This is a genomic window from Streptomyces speibonae (assembly GCF_984686075.1).
Window position 1 is genome coordinate 4587844 of record NZ_OZ480260.1, and the last position, 16945, is coordinate 4604788.

General features: G+C 72.3%; 17 protein-coding genes. 7 read left to right on the forward strand and 10 right to left on the reverse strand.

Features of this window, described 5'->3' with window-relative positions; genetic code table 11:
- The first annotated feature begins 73 nt into the window (after window positions 1-73).
- The 3 genes from AC5L3C_RS20885 (at window position 74) to AC5L3C_RS20895 (ending at window position 2865) form a co-directional block, all read left to right on the forward strand.
- Window positions 74-1054 (forward strand): WD40 repeat domain-containing protein, encoded by a 981-nt coding sequence (locus tag AC5L3C_RS20885; protein WP_493650284.1) that lies wholly within the window; start codon window positions 74-76, stop codon window positions 1052-1054.
- 38 nt (window positions 1055-1092) lie between these two features.
- The gene (locus tag AC5L3C_RS20890; protein ID WP_493650285.1) at window positions 1093-1431 is read left to right on the forward strand and encodes a hypothetical protein; all 339 of its coding nucleotides are present in this window, start codon (window positions 1093-1095) and stop codon (window positions 1429-1431) included.
- A gap of 198 nt (window positions 1432-1629) precedes the next feature.
- The gene (locus AC5L3C_RS20895) at window positions 1630-2865 is read left to right on the forward strand and encodes a hypothetical protein (protein ID WP_493650286.1); all 1236 of its coding nucleotides are present in this window, start codon (window positions 1630-1632) and stop codon (window positions 2863-2865) included.
- A 129-nt stretch (window positions 2866-2994) separates the two neighbouring features.
- Here AC5L3C_RS20895 and AC5L3C_RS20900 read toward each other — a convergent pair whose 3' ends face one another.
- Window positions 2995-3783 (reverse strand): TetR/AcrR family transcriptional regulator, encoded by a 789-nt coding sequence (locus AC5L3C_RS20900; protein WP_493650287.1) that lies wholly within the window; start codon window positions 3781-3783, stop codon window positions 2995-2997.
- Window positions 3784-3870: 87 nt separating this feature from the next.
- Between AC5L3C_RS20900 and AC5L3C_RS20905 the strand changes: the two genes are divergently transcribed.
- Together AC5L3C_RS20905 and AC5L3C_RS20910 are read left to right on the forward strand one after the other, a co-directional pair.
- Complete coding sequence (locus tag AC5L3C_RS20905) at window positions 3871-4845, forward strand: ATP-binding cassette domain-containing protein (protein WP_493650288.1); 975 nt, start codon at window positions 3871-3873, stop codon at window positions 4843-4845.
- A complete protein-coding gene (locus AC5L3C_RS20910; protein ID WP_125505728.1) occupies window positions 4842-5663 on the forward strand; it encodes an ABC transporter permease in 822 nt (273 codons plus the stop codon). Before AC5L3C_RS20905 ends, AC5L3C_RS20910 begins: the two co-directional genes overlap by 4 nt.
- A gap of 39 nt (window positions 5664-5702) precedes the next feature.
- Here AC5L3C_RS20910 and AC5L3C_RS20915 read toward each other — a convergent pair whose 3' ends face one another.
- Window positions 5703-6821, reverse strand: a complete 1119-nt coding sequence (locus AC5L3C_RS20915; RefSeq protein WP_493650289.1) for an alpha/beta hydrolase family protein — start codon at window positions 6819-6821, stop codon at window positions 5703-5705.
- Window positions 6822-7023: 202 nt separating this feature from the next.
- Between AC5L3C_RS20915 and AC5L3C_RS20920 the strand changes: the two genes are divergently transcribed.
- Window positions 7024-7974 carry a hypothetical protein gene (locus tag AC5L3C_RS20920; protein WP_493650290.1) on the forward strand — a complete coding sequence of 317 codons (951 nt, stop codon included), beginning with the start codon at window positions 7024-7026 and terminating at the stop codon, window positions 7972-7974.
- 113 nt (window positions 7975-8087) lie between these two features.
- Here AC5L3C_RS20920 and AC5L3C_RS20925 read toward each other — a convergent pair whose 3' ends face one another.
- Window positions 8088-8648, reverse strand: coding sequence for a TetR/AcrR family transcriptional regulator (locus AC5L3C_RS20925; protein WP_493650291.1), 561 nt, complete (start codon window positions 8646-8648; stop codon window positions 8088-8090).
- A gap of 103 nt (window positions 8649-8751) precedes the next feature.
- Between AC5L3C_RS20925 and AC5L3C_RS20930 the strand changes: the two genes are divergently transcribed.
- Entirely contained in the window at window positions 8752-9711 is a 960-nt protein-coding gene (locus tag AC5L3C_RS20930; RefSeq protein WP_493650292.1) for an NADP-dependent oxidoreductase, read from the forward strand.
- An 11-nt stretch (window positions 9712-9722) separates the two neighbouring features.
- Here the strand turns inward: AC5L3C_RS20930 and serC are convergent, their stop codons facing one another.
- The 7 genes from serC to AC5L3C_RS20965 form a co-directional block, all read right to left on the reverse strand.
- Complete coding sequence (gene serC, locus AC5L3C_RS20935; RefSeq protein ID WP_493650293.1) at window positions 9723-10841, reverse strand: phosphoserine transaminase; 1119 nt, start codon at window positions 10839-10841, stop codon at window positions 9723-9725.
- Between the two features lie 158 nt (window positions 10842-10999).
- Window positions 11000-12250 carry a cytochrome P450 family protein gene (locus AC5L3C_RS20940; RefSeq protein ID WP_493650294.1) on the reverse strand — a complete coding sequence of 417 codons (1251 nt, stop codon included), beginning with the start codon at window positions 12248-12250 and terminating at the stop codon, window positions 11000-11002.
- On the reverse strand, window positions 12247-13482 hold the full coding sequence (locus AC5L3C_RS20945) for a cytochrome P450 (RefSeq protein ID WP_493650295.1): 1236 nt from the start codon (window positions 13480-13482) through the stop codon (window positions 12247-12249). The genes AC5L3C_RS20940 and AC5L3C_RS20945 overlap by 4 nt, the downstream gene beginning before the upstream one ends.
- Window positions 13479-14114, reverse strand: coding sequence for a GTP-binding protein (locus AC5L3C_RS20950; RefSeq protein ID WP_125505742.1), 636 nt, complete (start codon window positions 14112-14114; stop codon window positions 13479-13481). Before AC5L3C_RS20950 ends, AC5L3C_RS20945 begins: the two co-directional genes overlap by 4 nt.
- Window positions 14095-14442, reverse strand: coding sequence for a DUF742 domain-containing protein (locus AC5L3C_RS20955; protein ID WP_125505744.1), 348 nt, complete (start codon window positions 14440-14442; stop codon window positions 14095-14097). Before AC5L3C_RS20955 ends, AC5L3C_RS20950 begins: the two co-directional genes overlap by 20 nt.
- The gene (locus AC5L3C_RS20960; protein ID WP_125505746.1) at window positions 14439-14846 is read right to left on the reverse strand and encodes a roadblock/LC7 domain-containing protein; all 408 of its coding nucleotides are present in this window, start codon (window positions 14844-14846) and stop codon (window positions 14439-14441) included. Before AC5L3C_RS20960 ends, AC5L3C_RS20955 begins: the two co-directional genes overlap by 4 nt.
- Window positions 14843-16942, reverse strand: a complete 2100-nt coding sequence (locus tag AC5L3C_RS20965) for an ATP-binding protein (protein WP_493650296.1) — start codon at window positions 16940-16942, stop codon at window positions 14843-14845. The genes AC5L3C_RS20960 and AC5L3C_RS20965 overlap by 4 nt, the downstream gene beginning before the upstream one ends.
- Window positions 16943-16945: the final 3 nt, after the last annotated feature.

The following is a 16945-nucleotide window of genomic DNA, read 5'->3' on the forward strand; positions in this document are numbered from 1 at the left end:
GACCGGCCGGGCCGGCGCGATGTGAGCCCGGCCACCTGCCGTGAAGTCCGCCCGGTGATGGCAGTCTTGGGTCATGCGCCGACCTCTCGCCCTGCTCGCCGCGACCCTCCTCACGGGCGCGCTCGCCGTGCCCGCCTCCGCAGCCGGAGGGGACGACGGTTTCGCGATCAAAGACCCGCGCATCACCGAGTCCAGCGGGCTCGCCGCCTCCCGCCTCCACCCCGGCGTCTACTGGACCCACAACGACAGCGACGACGGCCCCTACCTCTACGCCGTCGACGGCGCGACCGGCGAGACCGTCGCCCGACTCACCCTCACCGGAGTGGGCACGCCCCGGGACGTGGAGGCCATCTCGATCGGACCCGGCAACAAGATCTACGTCGGGGACATCGGCGACAACCTCGGCGGCACCTGGCCGCACGTCTGGATCTACGAGCTGCCCGAGCCCGAGCGGCTGGCGGACGCGACCGTGCGGGCCACGCAGTACGTCGTGAAGTACTCCGACGGGGCCCGGGACGCCGAGTCGATGGTCGTGCACCCGAAGACCGGGCGCGTGTACATCATCGACAAGAACGAGGAGGGCGGGCACCTGTACGAGGGGCCCGAGCAGCTCTCGGCGAAGGGCGACAACGTGTTCCGGCCGGTCGCGCCCGTCGAGCTGTGGGCCACCGACGCCGCGCTCTCCCCGGACGGCCGCGACCTCGCCGTACGCGGCTACTTCGGCGGGATCCACTACGCCTGGAACGGAGGGAAGCTCCAGCGCAAGGGCCGGCTGAGCGTGCCGTTGCAGGGGCAGGGGGAGTCGGTGACCTACTCCGCCGACGGGTCCCGGCTGCTGTTCGGCAGTGAGGGCACGGAGAGTCCCGTGGAGTCCCGGGAGGCGCCCGGCGCCGGGAACGGGGACGGCGGGGGCGGGAAGGGTGCCCGCGCGGGGGACGGGAAGGACACCGCGGGTGAGGACGGCGGCGACACGGTCAGAGTCGGGGGCGCCGTCGCGGCGGCCGTCGTCGTCGCGCTGCTGTTCGGGCTGGGGCGCAGGCGGCGGCGCCGCTGATCCGGCCCGATCGGGGCGGCAGCCTCTAGGGTCGCGTCATGCGCCAGATGCCGTCGTCCGACATGGTCAGCCTGATCTCGTTCCTCGCCGTGCTGCTCATCTTCTTCAGCATCGACGTGCGCTCCAGGACGACCGGGGTCTCCAAGCCGTGGCACGCGCACCTCTTCGAGTGGGCGTCCCGGATCGGAGGCATCGCCACCGCGGTGGCCCTGGCGCTGGGCTGGGTGGACCTCTTCCTCCCGGACGAGGACAGCCCGATCCACGTGGCGTTCGTGGCGGCCCCGGGCTCCGTGGCGGTGCTGTGCGCCATCGCGCTGGGGCTGGAGATGCTCTGGCAGCGCTGGCAGGCCCCCGACCGGGGCAGGAGCAAGCGGTAGCAGGGAGCACGCCGTGGAACCGCTGAACAGCGGTGAGCGCAGGGGCAATGCTGTTGCCTTTCCAGACGCTCGCGCCGACCCACCTCGGCTTTGCCCAGTCTTGCCGTGCCCGTCACTTTGCCTGAACGGACCTGGACACCTTGCCTCTCGCACAGTCCACTGAAAAGGAGGCAGTATCGCCGGTGAGGAGGAAAACAGATGCACGGGCGCAAATCGCGGGAGCGGCCCCTGATTCTGCAGGCGTCGCGAGGCGGGGTGGGCGCGCGGCGTGAGCTGCCCAGGGCCGGTGTCTCTGTGCTGCCCCCGCCCACCACCAACGTACTCCAGGAGCTTCAGCGCAGCGCGGGCAACGCCGCGGTGACCCGCATGATCGCCCGCAGTGCTCGCCCCACGGCCACTTCGGAGCGCCAGGACGGAGCGACCTCGCCGATCTCTGTCGGTCCGGCATCTGCGCCTTCGGTTGACGGGGCGCACGGGCCGGGCCGGACCTTAGCGGTACAGCGCGTCGCCGGTCAGGCCAGGCACCTGGAACAGGTGCTGCCCCGCGAGGAGTGGTACCGCCTGCAACTCGATCCCCGGCATCACGACGAGGCACGCCGGACGCACCCGAACAACCCTGGGGAACTGTACGACCACCAGCAGTCGCCGGGATTCCAGGGCAGCATGAACGCCGCCTACGAGAAGTTCCTGAACGATCCGGAAACCATCGGCGAACGTGTCGACTTCCGCATGTACGAGGCCATGCACCACGCCGTGGGCTCCCAGTTGGGAGAAGAGGTGGAAAAGTCTGGTGAGGCCGGTGCCCACACGATGTATCCGCTCCGCGCCGACTCCCCGACACCCTCGGTGCTCGAGGAAAAGATCGCCGGCAGGCCTCTCATGGTCAAGGCGGACCCTCTGATGCAATTCAACATCATTCCGCGCGATCCGCTGACGTGGAGTGGCCACTTCCGGCCCCACGGCGCGGATGGGGTGTACACCGAGACCCTCTACCAGCACACGGAGGTCGAACACCTTGTGGACGAGGTGTTCGACCGCTACTACGAGAAACTCGGCACGGCCCGGTCCCCGAAAGAGAAGCTCAAGGCCATCGCCTGGGCGGTGCGGACCCTTCACATCATCCACTCGTACGCGGACACCAACCGTCGCCAAAACGTTCATGTGCTGTTGCATCGGTTGCTGATGGCGGCGAACTTCAATCCGGTGATCTACAAGGACATGGACGAGTTGTTCCAGGGTGGTCGGTCCCTGGAAGAGATCGCCAACGCGCTGGAGTCCGGCCAGGGCATGGATCTGCTGTCCAATTCGATGCCTGCGACGGCGCCGCAGTACGAGGTCGAGTGGCACCAGCGGGGCAGGTTCGCCCGGCAGGAGCAGTCGAATCCCGTACCTCAGGGGACCTCTACCGAGTTGATCGAAATTCCGGACTTCTGATCGAGAGCCATCGGCGGGGCAGCGGGAGACCACACCCGACCCCGGCCGGGAATACGCCAGGTGACTCACGCCCGAAGGGTGATGCCGCCCAGCGTTGCATGAGGCGGAAGACGTAGCGCCCGTCGGCGGTCACCCGTCGGCGGACTCCGCCGCCTCCGCCGTGCGGCGGGTGACGAAGACCTCCAGGCCGTCCAGGATGCGCTGGAGGCCGAACTCGAAGTGGTCGAAGTCGGAGCCGAAGGTGTCCTCGGAGAGCCCGGACAGCACGGGGTAGCGCCCGCTGCGCATGGCCTTCTCCAGGGCCGGCCGCTGCGCCTCCCAGAACTGCGCGTCCGTCAGGCCCGAGCTGCGTTCGGCCTCCGCCTGGTACAGCTGGGTGCGGGCGGCCCCGACGACGTATCCGTCGATCATGATGATCGCCGACAGCAGTTCGGGGTCCGACAGGCCCATCGGCCTGATCCGGGAGAACACCTTCTCCAGGCCGTCCAGGGCGCTCGGGCCGAGGACCGGACGGGACTGGTTGACCTCCAGCAGCCAGGGGTGGCGTCGGTACAGGGCGAGGGTGGCCCGGCCCAGGGCCTCCAGGGCCGACCGCCAGCTGCCGTCGCCGAGGTCCGCGGGGTTCTCCGACGGGCGCTGCACCCGGTCCAGCATCAGGTCGAGCAGCTCGGCCTTGCCGGGGACGTAGCGGTACAGGGACATCGTGCCGGTGCCCAGCTCGGTGGCGATCCGGCGCATCGACAGCGCGCCGATCCCGTCGCGGTCGGCGACCTCGACGGCGGCCTCCACGATGCGCTCCAGCGTCAGCCCGGGTTTCGGCCCTCTGCTGGGGCGTGGGCCCGTGTCCCACAGCAGATCGAGGGTGCGGGCGATGTCGCCGCTGCCGCTGCTCCGGGTACCGCCCCTGCCGCTGCTCATGGAGGCAGTCTAGATCCGCGCCAAAAAACTGGGTACGACGTACGCACAATCGGGTACGGTGTACTCAGTTGATGGAAGGGGGACCCCATGGACAACGGCGACGGCTGCGCCGTCCGGGCCGAGGGCCTGGTCAAGCGCTACGGCGGCAAGCGCGCCCTCGACGGCTTCGACCTCACCGTCCGCGAGGGCACCGTGCACGGACTGCTCGGTCCGAACGGCGCCGGGAAGACCACCGCTGTGCGCATCCTGTCGACCCTGATCCGGCTCGACGGCGGCCGTGCGGCCGTGGCGGGGCTCGACGTCGCCCGCCGGCCGCGCGAGGTGCGCGGGCGGATCGGACTCACCGGCCAGTACGCGGCCGTGGACGAGGTGCTCACCGGACGGCAGAACCTGGAGATGTTCGGCAGGCTGTTCCACCTGGGCGGCGCCCGCGCCCGGGCACGGGCCGCCGAGCTGCTGGAGCGGTTCGGCCTGAGCGACGCCGCCGACAAGGGCGTCGGCGACTACAGCGGCGGCATGCGGCGGCGCCTCGACCTCGCCGCCTCGATGATCCTGGCACCGGCCGTGCTCTTCCTGGACGAGCCGACGACCGGGCTCGACCCACGCAGCCGCGGCGAGGTCTGGGACGCCGTACGGGCGTTGGTGGCCGACGGCACGACCGTGCTGCTGACCACGCAGTATCTGGAGGAGGCCGACCGGCTCGCCTCCCGGATCACCGTCATCGACCAGGGCCGGGCCATCGCCGACGACACCCCGGACGGGCTGAAGAACCGGGTCGGCGGCGACCGCATCGAGGTGGTGGTCGCCGAACGCTCCGAGATCCCGCGCGTGGCGAAGGTCGTCGCCCGCGTCGCCGACGGCGAACCCGAGTCGGACGACACCGAGTTGCGGGTGCACGCCCCCGTGACCGACCGGGTGGCCGCGCTGACGGACGTGGCGCGCACCCTCCAGGACGAGGGCGTACGGGTCGAGGACATCGGGCTGCGCAGGCCCAGCCTCGACGACGTCTTCCTGCGCCTGACCGGACACCGCACGGAGAAGAAGGAGGAGGCGGCGGCATGAGCGTGCTCGACCCGGCCGTCCCGGACGGCCACGGCCGCGTGTACTGGGCCCTCGCGGACTGCTGGAACCTCGTCCGCCGGGGCCTGACCCACTACCAGCGCCAGCCGGTCAACATCGCCTGGCAGCTGGGCTTCCCGATCCTGTCGGTCCTCCTGTACGGCTATGTCTTCGGCAGCGCGATGACGGTGCCCGGCGGGGGCGACTACAAGGACTTCCTGATGCCGGGCATGTTCGTGATGACCATGGCCTTCGGCTTCATCAACACCGCCACCGTCGTGGTGTACGACTCCACCAAGGGCGTCATCGACCGCTTCCGCTCCATGCCGATGGCCTCCTCGGCGGTGGTGGCCGGACGCGGGGTGACCGATCTGATCGTCGCCTGCGCCGAGTTGGCGATCCTGATGCTGACGGCGCTCGCCATGGGCTGGCGCCCGGACGGCGGCTGGGCCTTCCTCGCCGCGTTCGGGCTGCTGCTGTGGCTGCGGTTCGCGCTGATCTGGCTCGGCGTCTGGCTGGGTCTGCTGGTGCCCAACCCGGAGGCCGCGGGCGGTCTGTTCGCGGTCGCGTTCCCGCTGACGATGATCTCCAGCATCTTCGTCGCCCCGCAGCTCATGCCCGACTGGCTGGGCACGGTGGCGGCCTGGAACCCGATCTCCTCGACGGCCGCCGCGACCCGCGAGCTGTTCGGCACCCCGGTCGGCGGCGGCGACTCCTGGGTCGAACAGCACGCCCTGCTGATGGCGGGCCTGTGGCCGGTCGTCCTGACGGCCCTCTTCCTGCCGCTCGCGGTCCGCAGGTTCCAGCGGCTCAGCCGGTGAGGCGGGCGGCCACCGCCCGCCTCGTGCCGCGGCCGGAGGTCAGCCGGCCGGGACCGGCTCGACCACGCGTGTGGTCGAGGCGACGTCCGGCAGGGGCCGTTCGCCGGTGAGGACGGCCTCGCCCCCGGCGTCGTTCCTGAGGTGCTTGTCGAAGAACGCGGTGGCGTAGGTGGTCAGCGCGTTCTGCTGGGGCGCCGGGGCCAGTTCGCGGTCGGGGCAGGTGCTGTCGTCCTCGCCGAGCGGGGCGGGCGGGGTCCACCGGGTGTTGAAGTAGTTGTGGTTGCCGTCGCGCAGCGAGACCGAGTAGGCCGGTTGCGTGGTGCGCCCCACGACGTCGTCCAGGTACTCCTGCCCCCACTCGTGGACGGCGCCGTCGCAGCCGGAGGTCACCACGGCGACGGGCGTCCGCGTGACGAGGGTGTCGCTGTTGTCGCCCACCGGGTCGTCGAACTTGATGGGCGCCAGGGCGAGTACGGCGCCCATCCGGACCCCGTCCGGGACGTCGTCCCGGTGCTTGTCCGACGCCTGCCACATCACGCCCTTGCCGCCCCGGGAGTGCCCGACCGTCCCGACGCGCCGCATGTCCACGTGCCCGCCCAGGGCCGGCAGGTCCCGGGCGAGCGCGCCGCGGCCCGAGGCGAGCTCCCGCCACAGCCGCAGGTGCTCGTTGATGAGCCGGGCGCGGTCCCCGTAGTCGAAGGAGGTCATGTTGATGCCGTCCGCGCTGAGCGAGACGACCACGTAGCCGCGAGCGGCGAGGGCCCGGCCGAGGTAGTCGTAGCCCCGGTGGCTCGGGAACGGCTCGCCCCGGTCGCAGGGCCACGCCTGGGCATCGGTGTCGGTGCACGCCCACCAGGAGCCGTGGGAGATCACGACGAGCGGCAGCTTGCCCCTGACCCGGCTCGGACGGTGCACCACCGCGCGGATCTCGCTGACCGTGCCGGTGGCGGGGTCGGTGAACGCCGTGTCGCCCAGGTCGTAGCCCTCGGTCACGGTCCGCCCCGCGGAGCCGTGGCCGGTTGTGGCCTGGTCGGTGGCCCCGGTGGCCGCCGACGCCCCGCTCCCCCCGGTGAGGCTCGCGCCCAGCAGCACCGCGGCGGCCAGCGCCCCGACAGCGGTGGCCCTCGTCCTGGCGTGTAAGCGGATCCGTCGTGTCATCACCATTCTCCTGTCCGGCGGGCGTCTCCCGCCGTGTGGAGAGACGACGGGGCAGGAGGTTCGGTTGGGACGGATGTGTGGGACGGCAGGGCGCTGACGGCGGCGGGTCGGATGGCATAGGCCGGAGGCATGTTCACTCGTACGGCTGAGGCTGCCCCCGAATGTCCTCGCATGGTGTGCGCGTGCAACTACGTTCTGTCGCATGGTCAGTTCACCGCATGAGGCATTGCACCGCATCTTCCGGGTGGATCCGGGGCTGTTCGCCCGGCTTCTGCCGCGGGCCGGTATCGGTTTCCCGGAGCACACCGCGATCGAGCCCTTGGATACCGACCTCACGGAGATCAGGCCACTTGAGCGCCGAGTGGACAGTGTGTTCCGGGTGCGTGTGGCCGACGAGGAGGGCGGCTTCGTGCTGGCCGTCGAGTCGCAGGGCAAGCCGGATCCGGACAAGCACAACAGCTGGACGTACTACCTGGCCCACATGTACGCCAAGTACCGGCTGCCGCCGTTCCTTGTGGTGGTGTGCAAGGACAAGGCGACCGCGTCGTGGGCGGCGGAGCCGATCCGTATCGGCCGCGGGTTCCACACGAGCATGGTCGTCTTTCCGCTGGTCCTGGGGCCCGGCACTCTCCCCGTGATCACCGAGGCGGAGGAGGCGGCCCGGGATCTCGGAGTCGCCGTCTTCTCCGCCCTCGCCCACGCCAAGGATCCGGGACTGACTGCGATACTGGACGCGCTGGCGTCAGGAGTGGCGGAGGACGCCGACGAGTCCCGGTCCCAGGGCATCATCGGGTCGGACGAGGGTGGCGAAATGGACCGCGTGGACTGGGCGGAAATCGTCGAAGTCGGTCTGGGCGAGGGCCCGGGCCGTGAGTACTGGAGGCATCTGATGGCCACTTACACCCCGAACTTCCCGGGCAGCAACACGATCGTCGAAGAGTCCTGGCTCGAGGGCAAGGAAGAGGGCAAGGAGGAGGGCAAGGCCGAAGGTAAGGCCGAGGACATCCTGCATATTCTCGGAGCGCGGGGTGTCGAGGTCTCCGAATCCGTGCGGGAGCGGATCACCGGGTGCACCGATCTCGACGTGCTGGGGACCTGGCTCGACCGCTCGCTGCACGCGGTGCACGCCGAGGAGCTGTTCGCCGAGGAGTGAGCAGGGAGCACGGACACGCGACGGGCGCCCGGTGGATCGTCCGCCGGGCGCCCCTCGCTCAGTGGTGGCGGAGTCGACGCACCGCGTCAGCGCTTCCGGGGCGCCTCTTCCCGTCACCCCACGACCGATGCCGACAGCCCGGTCAGCAGGAGGTCGACGAGGCGCCGCAGGCCGGTGGCGGGGTGTGCCGAGCGGTACGAGGCGATGGCGGCGAGGCACACGCGTACATCCTCCACGGTGACGTCCGGGCGCACCGCACCGGCCCTGCGGGCGCGGTCCACGAGTTCCTCCAGGGCCCGTGCCTGTGCGCGCCGGTCGCCGGCGAAGGCGGCGGCCGCCGGGTGGGAGCCGAACAGGGCCTCGTTGAGCCCGCGGTCCCGCACCCGGTGCTCCGCGAAGCCGCGCACGGCACCGCTGAGGGCCCGCCAGGGGTCGGGCTCCTCCAGGGCCGCCCGCATGTCCGCACGGCACCGGGCGACCTGCTCGGCGAGCGCCGCTGCGACGAGGTCGGAGCGTGCCGGGAAGTGCCGGTGGACCGTGGCGATGCCGAGCCCCGCGCGGCGGGCGATCTCCCGCATCGGCAGGTCGAGCCCGTCGGCGGCGAAGGCGGCGCGGGCGGTGGCGACGATACGGCGACGGTTGAGTTCCGCTTCCCTGCGTGGTTTCCGAGTCACTTCCCGCTCCGCGATTCTCACTTCGGACCGATACGGAACAGCTGTTCCACCTCCCTGTCTACCGTGAGGCGGCGCCCGGACGGTCCGGGCGGGAGAGGTGATCATGCAGGCAGTGCAGTTCGACCGTTTCGGTCCTCCCGAGGTGCTCGGCGTGCGCTCCGCGCCCGAGCCGCACGCCGGTCCGGGACAGGTGCGCATCGCGGTCCGTGCCAGTGGGGTCGCCCCGGTCGACCTCGCGCTGCGGGCCGGCACCTCACCCTCCCGCGACAGCCTGCCCCTGCCCCACATCCCCGGCGTGGACGCGGCCGGTGTGGTCGACGAGGTCGGCGAGGGGGCCGAAGGCTGCGCCCCGGGCGACGAGGTGTTCGGCGTCGTCGACGCCGCCCGACTGGGCGGGGCGAGCGCGCAGTTCGCCGTCCTGGCGTTCTGGGCGGCGAAGCCGGCCGCCCTGTCCTGGGAGGAGGCGGGCGCCGCCGGGACGGGCGTGGAGACGGCGACCCGCGCCCTTGACGTGCTCGGCGTGCGCGACGGGACGGCCCCGACCCTGCTGATCGACGGTGCGACGGGCGGGGTCGGCAGTATCGCCGTGCAGCTGGCCGTGGCGCGCGGAGCCCGTGTCGTCGCGACCGGCCGCCCCGGCAGCGAGGAGTTCCTCACCGGCCTCGGCGCGACCCCCGTCCCCTACGGGCCCGGCCTGGCCGAGCGGGTCCGGGCGCTGGGCGTCGCACGCGTCGACCTCGCGCTCGACGTGGCCGGAGCCGGCTCGCTCGGCGAACTCGTCGCTCTCACCGGCGGACCCGGGTCGGTGGTCACGCTGGCCGACTTCACCGGACCCGGCGCCGGGGTGCGCCTGTCCACCGGGCGGATCGGCGGTCAGCCCGACGGGCGTCACGGACTCGCCGTCGCCGCGGCCCTCGCCGAGAAGGGGCTGTTCCACGTGCCGGTGCAGGCGGTCTTCCCCGCCGTCCGGGCGGCCGACGCGCACGCCGCGGCGGCGACGGGCCCCCGCCGCGGGAAGACCGTCCTCGATCTCACGGCACTCGCGCCGGGCGCCCCTCGCTGACGCAGGAGCCGTTACAGGCGCTCGATGACGTAGTCGACGCACCGCGTCAGGGCCTCGACGTCCGCCGGGTCGATCGCCGGGAACATCGCGACGCGGAGCTGGTTGCGGCCGAGCTTGCGGTAGGGCTCGGTGTCGACGACGCCGCCCGCGCGCAGCACCTTGGCGACGGCGGCGGCGTCGATCTCGTCGGTGAAGTCGATCGTGCCGATGACCTGGGAGCGCTTGGCCGGGTCGGCGACGAACGGGGTGGCGTACTTGGACTCGTCCGCCCACGTGTACAGCCGGGTCGAGGAGTCCTTCGTACGGGCCGTGGACCAGTCGAGGCCGCCCTGGCCGTTCAGCCACTCCAGCTGCTCGTTCAGCAGGAACAGGGTGGCCAGCGCCGGGGTGTTGTACGTCTGGTTCTTGCGGGAGTTGTCGATCGCCGTGGGGAGCGAGAAGAACTCCGGGACGTGGCGGCCGGAGGCGTGGACGCGCTGGGCGCGCTCGATCGCGGCGGGGGAGAAGATGCCGATCCACAGGCCGCCGTCGGAGGCGAAGGACTTCTGCGGGGCGAAGTAGTAGACGTCCGTCTCGGTGATGTCGACCGGGAGGCCGCCCGCGCCGGAGGTGGCGTCCACCAGGACCAGGGAGCCCTCGTCGGCGCCGGCCACCCGCCGGATCGGCATGGCGACACCGGTGGAGGTCTCGTTGTGGGTGAAGGCGTACACGTCCACGCCCGCCTCGGCGGCCGGCTCCGGGTGGGTGCCGGGGTCGGCGGAGATCACGGTGGGCTCGGCGAGCCAGGGGGCGAGCTTGGCCGCCTTGGCGAACTTGGAGCTGAACTCGCCGAAGCTGAGGTGCTGCGACTTGTTCTCGATCAGTCCGTGCGTCGCGATGTCCCAGAACGCGGTGGAGCCGCCGTTGCCGAGGATCACCTCGTAGCCCTCGGGCAGGGAGAACAACTGGGAGACGCCCTCGCGCACCTTGCCGACCAGGTTCTTCACGGGGGCCTGGCGGTGGGAGGTGCCGAGCAGGGACGTGCCGGTCGCGGCCAGGGCGTCCAGCGCCTCCGTCCGCACCTTGGAGGGACCCGCGCCGAAACGACCGTCGGCGGGCTTGATGTCAGCGGGAATCTGGATCTCGGCCACGACCGGAGCCTAACGGCTGAGGGAAACCCCGGCGAAACATCGTCCGTCCGCTGAGACGGGTGGCGGACGGCCGCTGAGACGGCCGGTCGACGGGTGACCGATGGCCGTGGACGGGTGGCGGACGGGCCGGGGGGAGGCCCGTCCACCACCCGCGTCCCTCACCCGCCGAGCTTCACCGGAAGCTCGAACAGGTCGTTCTGGGTGACCACCGGCTTGTTGCGCAGCTCGCTCGCCGGCACCGCCAGGTCGAGCCCCGGGAAGCGGGCGTACAGCGCGGGCAGCGCCACACCGGCCTCCAGCCGGGACAGTGCCGCGCCGGGGCACACGTGCGGGCCGTGCCCGAAGGAGATGTGCCGGCCGGCGCTCTCCCGGGTGATGTCGAAGTCACCGGCCGTGGGCCCGTGCGCCTGCTCGTCGCGGCCGATCGCGGCGTACGACACGATCAGCGCGTCCCCGGCCGGCAGCACCTTGTCCCCGACCGGTACGTCCTCCGTCGCGAACCGGATCAGCACATGGGACGTCGGCGTGGAGTACCGCAGCGTCTCCTCGATCACCGCCGACCAGTCCGCCGCGCCGGAGAGCACCATCTCCCGCTGCTCCGGGTGGGTGGACAGGTTCACCACCGCGTTGACGATGAGGGAGATCGTCGTCTCGTGACCGGCCGCCACCATCAGCTGGAGCGTGGCGACGATCTCCTCGTCGGTGAGGCTGTCGCCGTTCTCCGACGCCTGGATGAGCGCGGAGGTCAGGTCGTCGCCCGGGTGCTCGCGCTTGTGCGCGACCGTCTCGGCCATGATCCCGGCCAGCTCGGTCAGCGTCGCGACGACCTCCTCCGGCGGGGTCTGCGTGGAGAAGAACTTCTCGAACAGCTCCTTCAGCCGCGGCAGCCGTTCCTCCGCCAGACCCATCAGATCGGCGATGACGTACATCGGCAGCGGGTAGGCGAACACGGCCTTCAGGTCGAGCGTGTCGCCGGGCTGCGCGGCCACCTGGTCCAGCAGGCCCTCGGTCAGCTCCGTGATCCGCCCGCGCATCCGCTCCACCCGGCGCGGGGTGAGGGCCTGCGCGACCAGCGTGCGCATCCTGCGGTGGTCGGCGCCGTCCACGGTGAGCATGGAACGGGGCGGGTTGGCCAGCCCGATCAGCGGCCAGTCGGGGGCTATCTCACCGCGCTGCCAGGCTCCCCAGACGTTGATGTCCTTCACCAGCCGCGGATCGGTGAGCAGCTTCTTCGCCTCGGCGTGATGCGTCACCGCCCACACCGGCACGCCGCCCGGCAGGGTCACGGCGGCCAGCGGCCCCGCCGCCCGCAGCGCCGCGCTCTCCGCGTCCAGGTCGGAGACGAAGGGGTCCAGGGGGATACGGGTTCGATCCGTGTCCGGTGTCGTGGTGTCCGTACCAGCCGTCATGCGAGCGTGCCTCCAAGGGCGGGAGTGGGAGTGAAGGTGACCGGGAGCTCGGACAGCCCGCGCAGCCACGGCGACGGGCGGCGGGTGAGGCTCGCGGCCGGCACCGCGAGGTCGAGGTCCGGCAGCCGGTCCAGGACGACCTCGATGCCGGTCCGCGCGATCACCTCGGCGATCTCCTGGGCCGGGAACGGGCAGCGGTGCTCCCCGTGACCGAAGGAGAAGTGGGCGCCGTTGCCGCCGGTCAGCGCGGAGCCGTCGGTGCGCACCTGCGGGTCGGAGTTGGCGCCCTGCAGGCCGAGGAGCAGCATGTCCCCGGCGCGGATGCGGCGCCCGCCGAGCTGGGTGTCGCGGGACGCCCAGCGGGCGGCCACGTTCTGGGTCGGGGTGTCCTCCCACAGCACCTCGTTCATCGCCTCGGCGACGCTGTTGCGGCCGCCGAACAGGGAGGCGGCGAACCGGCTGTCGGTGAGCATCAGATGCAGCGAGTTGCCCATCCAGTCGGCGGTCGGCTGGTGCCCGGCCGCCATCATCACCATCAGGTCCTGGACGATCTCCTCCTCGGTGAAGCCCGAGGGGTCGGCGAGCATCCGGGAGGCGACGTCGTCGGCCGGCTCCTTCTTCCGCGCGGCCACCAGTTCCGTCATCGACGTGAACAGGTGGGTCTGGCCCGCGAGCGCCCGCTCCCGCCCGTCGATCATGTCGTTGAGGGCGGTGACCAGCGCCGGACCCGCCTCGTCGGGGAAGCCGTAGAGCCGGGCCAGCACCCGCACCGGCAGCAGCATCGCGTACTCGCCGACGATGTCGGCGCTGCCCCGGGAACAGATGGCGTCGATCAGCCCGTCTGCGAACTTCTCGGCGTACTCCCGTAGTTCGGACGGGTCGACCTCCTCGAGGGCGGTCACCAGCATGCCCGCCCGCTCGCGGTGCCGCTCGCCCACGGTGTACAGGATCGACGGCTGCCTGCGGCCGATCATCGGCAGCAGCGGCCAGTCGTCGGGGATGTTCTCCCACTGGTTCCACAGCTCGGAGTCGCGGCTGAACAGCACCGGGTCGCCGGTGATCTGGTGCAGCTCGCGGTAGCCGAGCACCAGCCAGGCCGGCGCGTCGCCGTCCAGCACCACGGGGACGACACTGCCGTGCTCGCGCCGCATCTCCCGGTAGACCCGGGCCGGGTCGTCCTGGAGCAGGGATCCCTGGAAGCGGACGGCGTTGGGGAAGGAGGAGGGACTCACACCAGCTCCTGACGGGAGGCTCGGGCCGGATCGGCGTACCGGCTCCGGATGTGTTCGACCAGGGTGATCAGGACGATCTTGCTGGACTCCCGGGAGCGCGCGTCGCAGTTCACCAGCGGTACATCGGGTTCGAGGTCGAGGGCCTCGCGGATCTGCTGGGGCGTGAAGGTGGGCCCGCCGAAGTCGTTGCAGGCCACGATGAACGGCGTGCCGTGCTTCTCCAGCCGGTCGATGGCGTACCAGGAGTCGTCGATGCGCCGGGTGTCGACCAGCACCACCGCGCCGAGCGTCCCGGAGAACAGCCGGTCCCACAGGAACCAGAAGCGCTCCTGGCCGGGCGCGCCGAACAGGTACAGCACGTTGCGGCTGTCCAGGGTGATGCGGCCGAAGTCGAAGGCGACGGTGGTCGCGGTCTTGCCGCGCACCCCGCTGACGTCGTCGACGCTCTCGCCGGCCTGGGTCATCGTCTCCTCGGTGTTGAGGGGACGGATCTCGCTGACCGAGCGGACCATCGTCGTCTTGCCGGCGCCGAAGCCGCCCACGACCACGATCTTCAGGCCGTTCTCGGCCGACGCGCCGAGTGGCGTACGGGTCTCGGCCGCGGTGCGTGTCTCAGAGGTTGCGGAGTCCAACGAGCACCTGCTCCAGGATGTCGGGGTCGGGTACGGCGGCCTGGCGGGGGTGACGGGCGCTGACCCGGCCCGCCGCGAGGAGATCGGAGAGCAGGATCCGCGTGATGCTGACGGGCAGCTTCAGCTCGGCGGCGATCTCCACGACCGCCGTGGGGCGCTCGGTCAGCCGGAGGATCGCCGCGTGCTCGGACTGCATGCCGGGCACCGGGGCGCCTTCGGCGACGACCAGGGTCACCAGGTCGAAGGGGTTGCCGGGGCCGGACCGGCTGCGCCCTCCGGTGAGGGTGTAGAGCCGGTCGGGGGAGTCGTCCCTGCCGGGCCTGCTCATGATGTGCGCGGCAGGGCGGTCAGGTGCTCGCCGAGCTGTTCCACGAGTTCGCTCATGTTGTGCCCGATGAGCCCGGCGTCCGCGTCCTCGGTGGTGACGACGGCCAGGTGCGCGCCCTGGCCGGCCTCCACGATGAACAGGACGCCGCCGTAGAACTCGGTCATCGCCGAGCGCACCCCTCCGCTGCCGTCGCCGAACTCGACGGAGGCGCCGTGGGACAGCGACTGGATACCGGCGGCGATCGCGGCGAGCTGGTCGGCCTGGTCGGCGGAGAGCTCCGGGGTGCGGCACAGCTTCAGGCCGTCACGTGACAGCACCAGGGCGTGCCGCGCGCCCGGCGTGCGCTCCAGCAGGCCCTCCAGCAGCCAGGTGAGCTTCTCGTCGGCGGTGGTCGTGCCGGTCATGAGGTGGTGTCGCCTTCCGGAGTCGTGGGGGTGGGCTGTGCTTCGGGGTTCGGTTCGGGGGTGGTCGGGGTGTCGCCCGCGCCGGCGAGGGCGTCCGGGGCGGCCGGCGTGTCCGCGGGGGCGGCGGAGTCCGGGGCGGCCGATGTGCCGGCGGGGGCGGCGGAGTTTGGGGCGGCCGTGTCGTCCGCGGTGGGGGCGCGTACGGCCTGGCGGAAGCTGCTGAAGCGGGCGGTGCGGGCTCTGGTCTCCTCGGCCGTCGGGGCGGGCCGGTCGGCGGCGGGCCCGGTGCCCGTACGCGCGCGTTCGGCCTCGGCGAGGGTCCGGCCGCGGCGCCGGCGGGGCAGTACCAGGGGCGGCGACGGGTCGGAGTCCGCGGTCGGGGACTCGTGGGTCGGTACCGGGTCGGGGTCGACGTCGGCTCCGGAGCGAACGGCGGCGTAGGAGGGGGCGGGGCGGGTGCTCTCGCGGTGCGCCGGACGGCTGTCCGGGGCGGTGCCGTCGCCGTCCTGGCCGCCGTCGGGCGCGGTGGTGTGGCCGGTCTCCGGTTCGGGCCGGCCGGGGGTGGGGGCCGGGTCCGCGGGGCTCTCCTGGCCGGCCGGGGGCGTCTGCGCGGGGACGGAGGCGCGGGACGCCGGTGCGGAGGCGCGGGAGGCCGGTGCGGAGGTGCGGGAGGCCGGTGCGGAGGTGCGGGAGGCCGGTGCCTGGGGTGTGGACGGGGCCTCCGGCGGGACGAGGATGTCCTGCGGGACGAGCATCAGGACCCCCGTGCCGCCGCGGGCCGAGGGACGGTAGGAGACCCGGAGCCCGTACCGCCGGGCCAGCCGGCCGACCACCGCGAGGCCGAGGCGGGTGCCGGTCAGGCCGCCGAGGTCGGCGGACTCCCCGGAGACGGCGAGTTCGGCGCGGCGCAGCTGCGCCTCGCCCATGACGAGACCGCTGTCCTCGACCGACACGATGACGCCGGCCGGGACCTCCTCGACGTAGACGTGCACCTCGGCGGTCGGCGGGGAGAAGTTCGCCGCGTTGTCGAGGAGTTCGGCGAGCGCGTGCATCACGCCCTCGGCGGCGTGGCCCGCGACCGCGGCGTCGCTGGCGGAGTGCACCCGGATCCGCTGGTAGCCGCTGATCCGGCCCATGGCGCCGCGCAGGATCGACTCCATGGCGATGGGCCTGGCCCAGCGGCGGCCGGAGCGGGCGCCGGTGAGGACGGCGATGGAGTCGGCGAGCCGGCCCGCCTGCGCGGTGCGGTGGTCGAGGTGGAGCAGGTCGGCGAGGACCTCCTCGTCGTGGTGCTTCTCCTCCATCGCGCGCAGGTCGGCGAGCATGCCGGTGGACAGCGCCTGCATCCGCGCGGCCGCGTTGGCGGTCGCGGCCAGGGCGGCGGCGCGGGCCCCGGTGGCCTCGCGCAGCTGGGCGGTGAGCCGTGTGTTCTCCCAGGCGAGCCGGGTCTGCTCGCCGGAGAGCCGGTCGCGTTCGGCGGTCAGCCGGTCGCGCTCCTCGGTGTGCTCACGTGTCAACCGCGCGATGTCGGCGGAGTGTTCGTCCGCCGCGCGGCGCAGTTCCTCCGTGTGCCGCTCGACGGTGCGGGCGAGCCGGCCGGTGTGCTCGTCGGCGAGCCGGGCCTGCTCCTCGGCGTGCTCCTGCGCCAACCGCGCGGTGGTGATGTTGTGCTGCTCGGTGAGGCGCTCGCGCTCCGCGGCCAGGGTCTCGGCGAGATGGCTGCGCTCCTGGTCCAGCTCGGCGGACAACCGGGCGCGCTCACGCGTCAGTTCGCCGGTGAGCCGGTCGTGCTGGCGGCGGGACTCCTCCGTGAGCCGGGACCGTTCCTGGAGCAGCCGCCCGACATCCTCGGTGACGGCCTCCAGCCGGGCCCGTGCCGCACGCGCGGACAGGACCGCGTACGCCGCCCAGGCGGTGGCCGCGCACAGCAGCACCGCGGCGACCGACCCGGTCACCGCCACGGCGCCGATCGCGGCGTCCGGGACGAGGAAGACGGCGGCGAGCACGGCCAGCGCGCCGAGTGCCGCCGTGAGCAGCGGGACGGGCAGCAGGCTGCGGGGGGTGGGGCGGTCGCCGGGGAGCAGGGGGGAGGTCATCAA